7 protein-coding genes are annotated in these 12,334 nt (G+C 60.7%); all 7 read right to left on the bottom strand.

Annotated elements, in window-relative coordinates; all coding sequences use genetic code 11:
* Positions 1-84: 84 nt before the first annotated feature.
* From pelG to V6Z53_RS06025, 7 genes are read right to left on the bottom strand one after another with little or no spacing between them, the layout of a single operon-like run.
* Positions 85-1,455, bottom strand: a complete 1,371-nt coding sequence (gene pelG, locus V6Z53_RS06055) for an exopolysaccharide Pel transporter PelG (protein WP_338584613.1) — start codon at positions 1,453-1,455, stop codon at positions 85-87.
* Positions 1,456-2,970, bottom strand: a complete 1,515-nt coding sequence (gene pelF, locus V6Z53_RS06050; protein ID WP_338584612.1) for a GT4 family glycosyltransferase PelF — start codon at positions 2,968-2,970, stop codon at positions 1,456-1,458.
* On the bottom strand, positions 2,967-3,956 hold the full coding sequence (locus V6Z53_RS06045; RefSeq protein WP_338584611.1) for a HEAT repeat domain-containing protein: 990 nt from the start codon (positions 3,954-3,956) through the stop codon (positions 2,967-2,969). The genes pelF and V6Z53_RS06045 overlap by 4 nt, the downstream gene beginning before the upstream one ends.
* Entirely contained in the window at positions 3,934-5,298 is a 1,365-nt protein-coding gene (locus V6Z53_RS06040; RefSeq protein ID WP_338584610.1) for a PelD GGDEF domain-containing protein, read from the bottom strand. Before V6Z53_RS06040 ends, V6Z53_RS06045 begins: the two co-directional genes overlap by 23 nt.
* 5 nt (positions 5,299-5,303) lie before the next feature.
* Positions 5,304-5,822 (bottom strand): penicillin-binding protein activator LpoB, encoded by a 519-nt coding sequence (locus V6Z53_RS06035; protein WP_338584609.1) that lies wholly within the window; start codon positions 5,820-5,822, stop codon positions 5,304-5,306.
* Between the two features lie 29 nt (positions 5,823-5,851).
* A complete protein-coding gene (locus V6Z53_RS06030; RefSeq protein WP_338584608.1) occupies positions 5,852-9,490 on the bottom strand; it encodes a tetratricopeptide repeat protein in 3,639 nt (1,212 codons plus the stop codon).
* Positions 9,468-12,281 (bottom strand): bifunctional glycoside hydrolase 114/ polysaccharide deacetylase family protein, encoded by a 2,814-nt coding sequence (locus V6Z53_RS06025; protein ID WP_338584607.1) that lies wholly within the window; start codon positions 12,279-12,281, stop codon positions 9,468-9,470. The genes V6Z53_RS06030 and V6Z53_RS06025 overlap by 23 nt, the downstream gene beginning before the upstream one ends.
* Positions 12,282-12,334 lie beyond the last annotated feature (53 nt).

Genomic DNA, 12,334 nt, shown 5'->3' with positions numbered 1-12,334 from the left:
CTTGGCATCAACGGCAAACTGCTTGCCCAATAAAAAAGGCACTGACGGTTTACCGCCAGTGCCTTTTTCTACCGCAAGGATGTATCAGCGCGACAACATGAAGGTGTCGTACTCAAGGTCTTCCAGCGCCGTGGACAACCGGTGCAGCCCAAGCAATACACAGACCAGCAGCGAAAGGGTAAAGCCATAGCCGAAGAAGCTCGGGCCAAGGTGCATGCTGAGCAAGGTCAACCCGGCGTTCAACACCGCGAAGATCACGCACAGTTCCAGCACTACGGCGCGCTTGTCGAGGTAGAAGAACACGTTGAGCAACGCCATGAACACCACCTGAATGCTCACGCCGATCAGGTCGATGTAGAACAGCGGCAGGTAGTAACTGGAGATGCCCAGCCAGTCCAGCAAGCGCGGGGCGAACAGGAACAACAGCACCACCGTCAGCCCCTGCACCTTGCAGATTTCCAGCAGGCCCTGACGGATCGACAGGGTCATTTCGGTTTTCAGCGAACCGATGTGCTGCAAGGTTTCACCCTCGCGAATGGCCCTGAACAGTCGGTCATACCATTCGGCGAAATCGGTTTCGATACGCACCAGGAACACCGCCATCCCGGGAATGATCGCCAGGTACGCGAGGAAGATCGGCAAGTCATACAGGATCGAGGCGCGCAACGGACCGACGACGACGTTCGAAGTGCCGGGGTTGAACCAGAAGATGAACTTGTCGATCCAGATGCCAAAGTTATAGAAAAACCCGGTCACCAGCAGGCTGACAAACACTTGGCGGCGCTCAAGGAAATCGAAGGCCACCAGTTTCTCGGCACGGTATTCGCGCAGGATGTCGTAGAGAAACAGGAACAGCAGCGTGCTGTGCCCGATCAACAACGCCAACAGCAGGCCCGCGATCCCCAGGAAGCTCAGCAGATATGCGCTGATGACCATCAGCGTGTAGCCCACCAGCATCACCAGCAGGATGCGGTTGTAGGCTTTCATCCCTGACAGGAAGATGATCACCATCCACAGGTTGCACAGCACCACGAAGTTCGCCAGCACCAGCAACCGGTACATCAGCGGCTGATCGAACAACACGCTCAGCACTACGATTCCCAGCAACCCTGCACCGATGGTGACCATCAACAGCACACCCACCAGGTTGGGCAGGATCTGATCGTACTTGTGCTCGAACAGACGGTCGGAAACGAACCGGGTGAAAAACAGCTGCAAGCCGCCCGTGAGGATCAGCGAACTGGCCATCAGGTACGTCACCGTCACCAGGAACTGCCCCACCAGCGTATTGGGCACGACACGGCTCAGGCTGATGATCCCCACCAGCATCACGCTGATGATCGACAACACCCACGGCCCGGAGCTGATCAGCCCGGCGTACACGTAGGCGTGCAAGGTCGCCGTGTAGGAATCGCGCGACAGGATCTTGCGAAGTTCGAAGCCAATACCGGCCATTTAACTGTTCTCCATGGCGGCTTGATACAAGTCGCGATAACGCTGCAGCATCAAGGCTTCGGTGTAATAACGATTGACCCGCAGCAAGCCGCTGGCCTGAGCGGCCTGCCAGCGTTGCGGGCTGCGCAACAGTTCAAGGATCGCCACGCTGGTGGCTTGCGGGTCGGCAATCGCGACCACTTTGCCGGCCAGGCCGAGGTCACGATCTTCGGCGCTACCGCCTTCGATCAGCTCGCGACACGAACCCACGTCACTGCTGACCACCGGCGTGCCGGCGGCCCAGGCTTCGAGAATCACCAGCGGTTGCGCCTCGCTGATCGAAGTCAGCACCATCAGGCCCAGTTGCGGCAGAATCTCCTGAATGCGCTGGAAGCCGAGGAAATGCACCTTGCCCTCCAACCCCAGACTGGCCATCAGGCTGCGGCATTCGCTGACGTACTCCGGGTCTTCCTCTTCCGGCCCGACGATCCAGCCTTCGGCCTCGGGCATGGCGCTGATCACACCACGCATCGCCCGCAGAAAGGTCTTCACGTCCTTGATTGGCACCACACGCCCGATCAGCCCCACCACCGGCGCAATGCCTGGCGCACGGGATTCGAGCGCGGCGGTCCACTGTGGCAAATCGATGCCGTTGGGAATGACCCTTGTACGGACCGGGTCGGCGCCGTCCTTGATTTGCCGCTGACGGTTACCGTCATACAGCGAGATGATGCTGTCGGCGCTGTTGTACGTCAGCTGACCGATGCGCTCGAAGAACCGCACCCACAAGGTACGGATGTAACCCGAACCGGCATCAAGGCTGCGGTTGAGCGCTTGCCCTGAACTCTCGGCGATCCAGCTGGCCTGGGCCAGGTCGATCTTGCGTTCCTTGGTGTAGATTCCGTGCTCGCTGAGCAGGTAAGTGCAGTTCCAGCGTTGCTTGAGGATGCAGCCCAGCAACCCGGCGTAACCGGTGGAAATCGAGTGCAGCACCCGCGCCCGCGGCATGCGTCGCGACGCCTCGGCGAGCATCAGCAACGGCGACTGCATCGAGCGCAGGGTCCAGAAATAGTTGATGAACGACGGGTCGGCACAATGCAGGCGATAACCTTCGCTCAACGCCTCCCAACTGGCGCGGCTGCGCAGCACGTCGTCGAGGGTCAAACGGCCTTGGGCGATGCTGTCGAGCAGGCTTTCGCCCAGCGCTGGTTCCGGTGCATCGGGGTGATGCAGGAAGCGATACAAATCCTGCAACTGCTGCAGGTCGGCCTCGCGCGGCGTGCCCCGGGTGTCGGTCGGATGAGTCGCGTCTTCGAGGAAGACTTCCTCGATGTGCAATACATTGGACGGTACTTGATAGCGTCGCTCGCCATACGCCGAGCGTTGTCCGCCGATGAACATCACCGAGAACGTCACCTCGGGCAAACCGAGGATCATCTGGTGAATCCAGCTCGACACGCCACCGCGCACATAAGGCCAGGTGCCTTCGAGCAGCAGGCAGATATCGGCCAGCGGCGCCTCTTCCTTGTGAATCATGTCCAGCTCCTCACCAGGTCAGCGAAGGGTGGGCGCTGACGGGTTTTCTCCGGAAGGCTGGCGAGCAACCCTGGGATTTCGTGGTAACGACCGGCCTCGAACGCGAGCTCGGCGTGGAACGGCAGAATCTGCGCCGCGCCCATGCCGTTTTCCTGAGCCTGGGTCAGCAGCACTTCGGCGCGCTCGATGTCACCGCGTTCCAGGGCAATGCGCCCGGCCAGCAAAAACAGCTCACCGCCCTCGCCCGCTAGCAGGCCTTGTTCGGCATGTTCGTTGGCCTGATTGAGTACGTGCTCAAGCACGCTACCTTGCGCCAGCCCCAGATACGCCAGCTCCCAATACCAGCGCGCCAGCGTGCCGTGCAACACGCCGGCGGCTTTGGCGGTGGTGCCGTGCAGTTGGCCCAAGGCGATCTGGATGCGCAGGTTGATGTCGCTTTCCTGCTTGTCGAGCATCGAGTAGGCCAGCAGCCGTACGTCATCGCTGGGGTCGCCCAGTGCCAATTTGAGAATCGGCACCGCTTCTTTGCCAGGCATGCGCTTGGTCGCCAGCAAGGCGGCCAGACGTTGATCCGGGTCCGGTGCATGACGCAAAACGTCCTGCAAACCGCCATCGGCGAAAATGGGCGAATGCAAATTTGTCTGCGCCCGATACGGCAGGCTCGGAATGCCCACCGCTTGCCATTCTTGCTTGTCGCGTTTGCGCGGCAGGTACAGCGCCGGGAAAATCGCTGCGACCACGCCGACCGCACCCAGCACCGGCACAAAGAATGCCAGGCTGAAAATGAACAGCGGGCTCCACGGTAGCGGCGAGCGATAACGCGCCGGCAACAGCAGCCAGACCGCGCCACACAGCATCGCGCAGGCCAGACCATGGCTGAGGGTGAACACCAGCAATTGATGCGCCTCGGGCAAGTCGGTCCATAAACTGGCCCAACTGCCCGCCTCTAACAACAAGGCTCCGCTAAACAGCCACTTGCTGATCATTCAGACCACACTCGTTGAACAGGTAATTACGCAGCCCGTTAGGTTCACCAGGCTCCAGGTTGAACGGCATGACCCGCACGCCGAGGCTATCCATGTCACTTTCAATGCCGAAGTGTTCGTGGATCAGCAGGTTGATCCGCGCCAGGTAGCCTTCGGTGCCTTGCGGGCTGGTCAACGGCAGGAGCACCAGCAGCAGCTGATGATCGCGGTTGTTGCGCAGCGGCAAGTGCAAGTCCAGACCACGCTGACTGCGTTCCAGCAAGCGTGTCAGCTCTTCGTTGGCGCGGGTCATTTCAAAGGCGAACAGACCGGCCGACAATTTGTGCTGCTCGACGTCGACCAGCGAGCGCTTGAGTTGCAGGGTGAAATGCTGCGCATCGGCATCGACCAGTTGCAGCACCTGCACATCACGCAGCAACAGGTCGGCGATGTGCCCGGCCAACAGCGCCAGCAGGCTCAGGGTACGATCCTGGAAGGCGAAGAACGGCATCTGCCGCACCGCCAGCACCGCCAGCAAACGCCCCTCGGCATCAATCAACGGAATGCACGCCTGCAACGACGAGAACTGCGCCGAGCTGCCCGCTTCAAGCAACTCCTGACGCACACTCACCAGCTCGCCACGCTCCAGGCACAGCTTGACCAGGCCGTCTTCGGTATCCAGAGATCCCATGACGCCGATGGTCGACAGAGGTGTAGGCAATACCCGCTCACCGCGCTCGTCGACCCGATACAGACCGGCCACCCGCAGTGCGCCGTACTGACCAAACACCGCGACGATCGGATCAGCCAAAGCAGCGAGTGCATCGCCCTCTTCCGGCATCACCCGCAGTCTTTCACGCAAGCCCAACAACGAGCTGCGCAAGCTTTGGTCACTGCCCGCCACGCGCTGTTCCAGTCGGTCGTGGGAGACCCGCAGGATCTGATGCGCACGGGTGAACTCATCGAGACGGTACTGGCGATAATCGTTGGCCATCTGCAGACGCTCCAGGCGTCGCTCCCACAGATCGCGAACCTCGCCCACCAGCATGCCGCACACCAGCACGCCGACGATCCACGACGGCTCAAGCTGCGCGTAGCCGGCATGGCCGCTATAGCGCAGCGCGAACACTGCCATTACCAACAACGCGGCGCTGAGCAGGCCGCGGACAAAACCGTAACGCACACCCAACAGCAGCGGCGCCAGAAGCGGCCAGGGGAAACCGCCGTGCATTCGCATCGGGTCTTCCGGGGTCAGCCAGAAGCCGAGGCCGATGGCCAGGCCGGTCACCAGGAACGTTTCCAGCCAAGACACCGGGCCACTGGCGCGAGGCGCCAGGCTGTAATCCATGTGTGGAGAATTCATTGCGATCACTCGAACCGAAGGGCGCCAACAAGCGTATCGAGCACTTTTTGCGCAGTGCCCGCGAGGCTTTCACGGGACCAACCGGCACGTGCGCCACTCTTGCTCCAGAGTACCCGGCCGCTCTCGGCATCGAGCACGCGCAGGCTGATGCCCACCGCCGGCTCACCGTCCAGACCATTCTTGTACTGCCATTCTTCAACGCTGCCGGCGACCACGTAATCGAGTTTCTGCTCACGCGCCCAGTCCAGGGCTCCGGCCAGACGCTCGTTGTCGTCCATCAACGCTTGTTCGCCCTGGGTGCTGGCCGGGTAAACACGTGGTTGCAAACCGTGGCTGCTGAGCACGCTGAGCAGGATTTGCTCACTGCGCTCACCGGCCTGCGGCGTCTGCGAATAGTTGACCATCGGCACGATGCCCCACTGCGCAGTGCGCGGCAGGCTCGGGCTCGCTTCATCGGTGAAGCTGGCGCAACCGGCGACGAACAGGACCGCCAGCGCCAGGCTCAGATTACGAATTGCTTGCATACGTTTTTCTCCCGTAGAAAATTCCATGATCAGCGTCCGAAACGCACGCCGTAGCTCACACCCAGTGTTCCGCCGGCCTTGCCATCCCCGCCTTGTGGCGCGGATTGGTAGCCGAAGGTCAGGGCCAGTTCGTCGTCACCCAGCACTTCAACGCCGATGCCGGTGTTGATGCCGTAGTTGAAGGTTTGATCCGTCCATTGCCAGCCTGCCGTCAAGTCCACCAGCCAGGTGTATTGCGGTTTGGTACGCACCAGCGCGCCGGGCAAACCACGGCGCCAGGAACTGCCGAAATACAGTTGGCCATAGCGGCTTTGCAGCAAGTCGTCAGCGGTGACGGTCTCGATGTCCAGTGGATTGATCGGATCGGGCACACCGGTTTCAGGATCGAACGTCTGCACAGGCGCCGCCCTGATGACCGGACCACCAAAATTACTGGACAGATAATCCAGATTTTTGTCCTTGACCCGGTTCTTCTGGTAATCGACACCGCTGCGCACGGTCCAGTTGGGACCGGCGAATTCCAGCGTGTGGTTGAACTCCATTTTCAGCGCATGACCATCGCCCAAATCATCACCGGCACGTGTTGAAAACGACCGCTGCGCGACTTCCCAACTGAATTGATCGCGGGCCGTCAGGCTGTGCCGACCACCCAGATACACGCGATCCTGCTGGCCGAAAGCACGCATCAAGCCGCTGTCTTCGTTCTTGCGATGCCAGTCGACGCCGGTTTCCAGCTCATCGCTCACGCCCAACTGCCAGGTCCGGGACAGGCCCAGGCCATTGCGGTCGTCATCGTCACGCTGACTGGTGTCGGCGAACAGTTTGTAGCTGCCGTCCTCTACCGCACGTTGCAGGGTCAGGGCCGCGTTGCGTTCCGTACCGATACGCGATGATTCGATGTCGTCGCCGCTGTAATCGCCCTGTTCCAGTTCAAGATCGGCGTACCACTGATCACCCAGGTTGTGCGCAATTTCCAGACGCGGCGCTTTGAACTCAAGACCGCCGAAGTCCTGCTCATGCCACGACAACTGCGCGCCTTGCGGTGTGCGCTCGTGGATTTCCACGGCCTGGCGACGCAGCTGTTCGCGCACCGCTTCCGGCTGCTCGTCACCAAGCGCTGTCAGGCTGGTGTCGAGGGCTTCATTCAGGCGACCCAGACGACTGAGGGCCTGCGCGCGTTGTGCCGGGTTCAGGTCGCTACTGGCCAACAGCGTTTCGACCTGCGCCTTGTTACGGCTGCGCAAGGCTTGCTGAATTTGCTCATAACGCTCTACCTTCAAACCCTGACTGCGCGCCCAATCCAGCCACTGGTCTTTTTGCGATTCCTGATTGGTTGCATCAAGACGCGCCAGCAAGCGCTCGAACCACAGTTGCAGCATTGCCGGCGAACCATCCTTCCACTTCAAGACTTCCTGCTGCGCCTTTTTCGGCGAATAGCTGCTCGCCATCAAACGCAACCAGATGCCATAGCGTTGGGATGAAGGCTGCAGGTTTTCGCCTTCAGGGCTGCGCAACAACTTCAGGCGCAAGCGCTGGGCCGCGTCCTGATAACCGGCGCTGTCCAGCGCATCGGCGTAGGCCGCTTGCACCAACCAGTCATTAGGGCTGGACTTGAGGTACATGCGATACCAGGCCAATGCCTCGCTGTCGCGGCCGAGCATCTGGCTGGCACTGGCGAACGGCAGCCACAAGATCCGGTCTTCACGCGCCTGGGCTTTCCATTTGGTCAGCAACGGCTTGAGCTCTGCGGTGTTGCCTTGATCGACGTAGAGCCACATCAGGCGCTCACGAAACAGGTTGTCGTCAGGGAACCGCTCCAGGCCTTCCTTGTACAAGCGCTGCGCTTCGTCGGTCTGGCCTTTCTGCACCGCCAGGGCGCCACGCACCGCCAATACTTGAGCCTGCCCGTAAGCATCCGGGTAGTGCTCGGCATCTTTGAGCAGCGACTCCACTTGCGGCCAGTCCTGCAACTCCTGCGCTTGCTGCAACGCCTCGACCAACCGCTGCCGATCATGGGTGCGTTGCCAACTGCCGACCATTAACTGCAAAGAGCGCTGCGGATTGCTGGTGCGATAAAGAGTAATCAACTGGCTCTCGTCGCCGCTATTGAGCGAGCCCTTGAGCGCCAGCATTTTCTCCAGCGACTCTTGCAGTTCATCGTCCAGTTCAAGGTCCCAGGCCAGTGCGGCTCGGGAGCGCCAGTAATTCGGATCGGTGATCTTGCGGTTATCGACCTGCAACACCTGCCACGCCGATTTGTTGTCGAACAGCTTGAGGTAGGTGTCGACCCAATCGACGCGCTCGGTGCTGGTCAGCGCAAAGCGTTTCGAGTAGTCCTTGTAGACCTTGGCCTTGGCCGCGTATTGCCCGGTGTTTTCCAGGTTTTGCAGCAGGCGCGTCCAGGCCAGGCGATGCTGGGGGTACTTGCGCAGATACGTGTGCAGCCACGCTTCGGCCTGCTGTGGCGTGCCGCGCGACTCGTGACCGTAGATCAGTGCATCAAGTTCGATGTCGGTCAGCGCCCGCTGGTCCATGATCTCGGCGAGCAATGGAATCGAACGATCAAAGTCGAACTGCTGGCTGGCCAGGCGCCAGGCGTGCTCACGGGTCTCTGCGGTTTCGCGCAGTTTCAGCAGACGAATCCAGTAACCGAGCGCGGCTTCGGTTTCACCGCGCCATTCACCCAGCTGCGCCATTTGCTCCAGCAAGTGCAAATCTTCAGGATGTTCGGCCAACAGTTGCTGGCCGCTTTCCCAGGCACCCGGCAGATCGCCGAGGGCCAGGCGCATGCTGAAATCCTTCTGCAGGATTTGCGGGTTGTCCGGTTGCAGGACGCGCCACTGTTGCAGGAAGCGTTGCGCCAGATCGAAGCGCTTGCTCGCGATGGCCACATCGACGCCTTGCTGCACCCACGCCGTGTCGGTTTGCGGGTTGATCAGCGAGTCGATTTCATCGTCGAGCACTTGTGCAGCCTGGTCACCCTGCCCGGACGCCAACAGGCTATTGAATGCGAGCTGCGCGTATTCACGACGCTCGCCTGCCTGATCGGTGTCCTTTTTCAGCTCCAGATAAATTTCGGCAGCGCGCGCCGGGTTCTCGCCCGCCAGGTACCACTGCGCAGCAGACTTGAGCGCTGCGGTGTGCTGTTGCGGATCACGGGCAGCAATTTCTTCATAGACGCTGGCGGCAAATGCCGGCGCTTGCAAGGTCAGCGCGAGCTTGGCCAGGTTCTGCAATTGCGGCAGTGGCAACATCCGGTGATCGAAGCTTTTCAGACGCTCGACCAAAGCCTGCTGGGTGATCAGGTCGCTGTTCTTGGCCGCTTCCAGCGCATCCAGTTCGAGGCGGTAGTACGCCTGCAATTGCACGTTCGGCTCGGGCCAGTTTTCCAGGTGCTGACGGGCCTTGGTGTAATCACCGAGACGAATCAACAGGTCGACCAACTGCAGGCGCAGGTGATCGTCTTCCGGGTGAGCGGTCAGCAGCAGTTCGGCATAGTTGGCCGACACTGCGTCCGGCTCACGACCATCAGGCTGGAATACTTCTTCGCGCTGGAAGGTCGCCCACAGCAAACCTCCCACGGCAACCGCCACCACCGCCAATGCCCATGGGTTGAGCAGGCGGCTGCTTTTAGTGACTGAAGAATTAGTTGCAGAGGAGCTGACCATTACTCACCTGCTTCATTGGTAATTGAAAAATCCACAGACCGGTAGATGCCTTGCCTGCAAAACGCTGACCATCCACTTCTACGCGGCAAGCGCTCGCCGAGCGTACCGAGAAGGTCAGGTCGACTTGCCCTGCAAACGAAAAACTCACGCGTTGGTCATCCAGGTAACGCCAGTCCAGCAACGGCAAATTGGCTTCCTCCAGTGCCGGGCGCGGGTCGCGATCCGGGCGCAACACCAGCAAGGCACGGTCACTGCTCAAGTGCACATAACGCCCTTGCTTCAAATCACGTACGCCGGCAATGCCCTGCGAACGCAGCAAGTCCGGCCAACCCATCTGCGGATCGAGGCGCACGGTGCGCAACGCATCCATGCCGCGAATCTGCCAGTCGCCGTCAGCGGTGCGCGCCAGGCTTGCCTGATACAAACCGTGCAGACGATCAAGGTAGTCGCTCATCCACAACGACATCGGCTGCTGGTCACGCATGTAGCCGTAGATCTCGTTCATCGCCTTGATCGAGGCCTGCTTGGTGCTCGAATAGAAGTGGTAATACAGATGCAGGCCACGCAGACGGCGCGGGCTGTCGGTCAGTTCGAAGGTGTCGATCACGTCGCGGAAACCGTAATACGGACCTTTCCAAAGGTTGGTGTAGAGGTTCTCGTTGATGATCGGCGCGTAGTACTGCAAACCGCCGGCGGTGGGCCGCAGCAACGGGTTCAAACCGGTCAGCGACGGGTTGGCCTTGGTCAGCATGGTCTCGGCGCCGTTGACGTTTTTCAGGCCCGCGTCGTAGGCCAGCTTGATCGTCGCCGCCGACGGCAAGGCATCGCCCGGCCAGAAGATCAGCTTCACCGGTTTTTCCGGGGTGGTCAGCTGCGAGTTGATGTAGTCACGCGAGCCGAAAATCTCACGACGGAAATCCAGTTTGTCGTAGTTGGGAATGGCCATTTTCAGACCGTATTCCGCGTTGAAGCCTTCACGCTTTTGCGCCACTTCCGGCTGCATGAAAAACGGGTGGCTGAAGGTGTGCGTGGCGACTTCGACTTTCGGGTTGGCGAACAGCTCACGAGCGATCGGCTCAAGCTCGCGGGCCAGAAACGGAAACATCCCGCGCGGGGAAATTTCACCTTCGACGATCGACACCGACGTCAGGAACGGGTTGGGCCGAATGAAATCATCGAGCACCTGTTTGCCCGCATAAGGCGTGCCGCGAACTTCGGCGCGGGACGGGAAACCATCGCCATCGATGTGCACCGTAGCGATACGGCGACCGTTTTCGGTAGTGGTGTCCGGGCGCGGTTGCACCGGCAAACGCAGGCTGGCCTGGAGGAACGCGAACGGATCGAGAATCCAGCGGCTGCGCTCGTTGTTGGTTTCGAGAATGTACGGCGCCAGGGCCAGACCGCCCCAATTGGCGACGGCCACCGGAGCAAACGTTTGACCACCTTCACCGGTCAACAGCAACGCAGCCTTAGGGCCGCCCGGCAGGACGGAAACAGCGGTCAGGTCACGGGATCGGGGCTGCACCGGTGCTTCGAACGCCCCGAGCAGCGCCTTGTCTTGATAGGTGATGGTCAACGCTTGAGTGGCCGGCGGCGCACCGCGATTAAGGCCAAGGCGCTTGAGCAACAGCTTGTCTTCCACCGGCAGACCGGCGAAAAACACCAGCGGCACCTGCTCGTCCAGGCGCTTGCCCAACCAACGGTTGAACGCCGGCGCGTCCTGCGGCGGGCCGCTGGTCATCCAGGTGATAATGCCGGCGTACAAACCGCTGAAACGGTGGTCGGGCAATGTCTCATCGGCAGGCAGGTAATCAACCCGGTAGCCCAGGTATTCAAGCAAACCACCCAGCAATGTATGCCCGGCGTTGCGGATCACGTCGCCTTCACGCGGATCGTAGACCAGCGCGATTCGACGCGGCTGGACTTCGATGCTGCTGATGCCCATCGAGTCCAGATCGGGGGTGCCGATGTACGGAATGAAACCTTCTTCGCGCAGACGCTTGGCCAGTTTGCGCGCTTCATCGCGACGCTCGGGCGGCAAGTAATCGATCGCCACCAGCGGGATGCCTTTGGCGCGCAGCGGTTGCAACTGGGTTTCCAGCCACTGGCGATCGGCTTCCGGCACCGGGCGATAACGCTTGGCGGACGCATCCCAACCGGCGTGGATGGATTCCACGGCGACTGCAGCGGCTACGCCATCGAGCTCTGGCAGTACTTCAAATCCACGGTTGAAAAACAGCTTCAGGTTCGGCTGAGTCTTGTGCAGTTCGCGCAGGAAACTGGCGAGGGCCAGACGCTGCTTTTCCCGCTCGCCTTGCGGCATCAACTGGAAACTGTCGAGGGTGTCGAGGAACAAACCGGCATACCCTTGAGCCTCGAGCGCCTTGGCTTCGCCAAGCAAATGCGCACGCCAGGCCGGCGATGCGAGATCCATCACCTGGCTGTCCCAAGCGGCGTTGCGCACCGGGCTGACGGCCTTGCCCAGACCGGCTTTGGCAATGGCTGCCTTGTTGCCGCTGAACTCGCCAATCGACAGGTACGCGAACGGTTGACTGCCCAACTTGCGCAGGGTTTTGACGTCACCCGCAGTCAGATGCCCCGGCTCTACAACCGCCCAGTCGAACTGGGCCAGCTCAGAGATTGGCGGCTCGTCGGCATACCAGAAAGTCACGCTGGAAGGAGGCGTCAATGCGGCGGCTTGCACAGCAGGCCCGCTCACACACAGCGCCAGGGCGGCTAACAGTCGCTTGGCGACCGAGCGGACACGCGTCCTGCGAAAAACGATTTCCATAACTCACTCTTGAGATGACTGAACCAGTAATGCTTGAACGTCGGGCAGCAAAA

Origin of the sequence: Pseudomonas sp. MAG733B (genome assembly GCF_036884845.1) — a bacterium.
Classification (GTDB): Bacteria; Pseudomonadota; Gammaproteobacteria; order Pseudomonadales; family Pseudomonadaceae; genus Aquipseudomonas.
The sequence above is the reverse complement of the archived record's forward strand: the minus strand, read 5'-3'. Positions and strand labels throughout refer to the sequence as shown.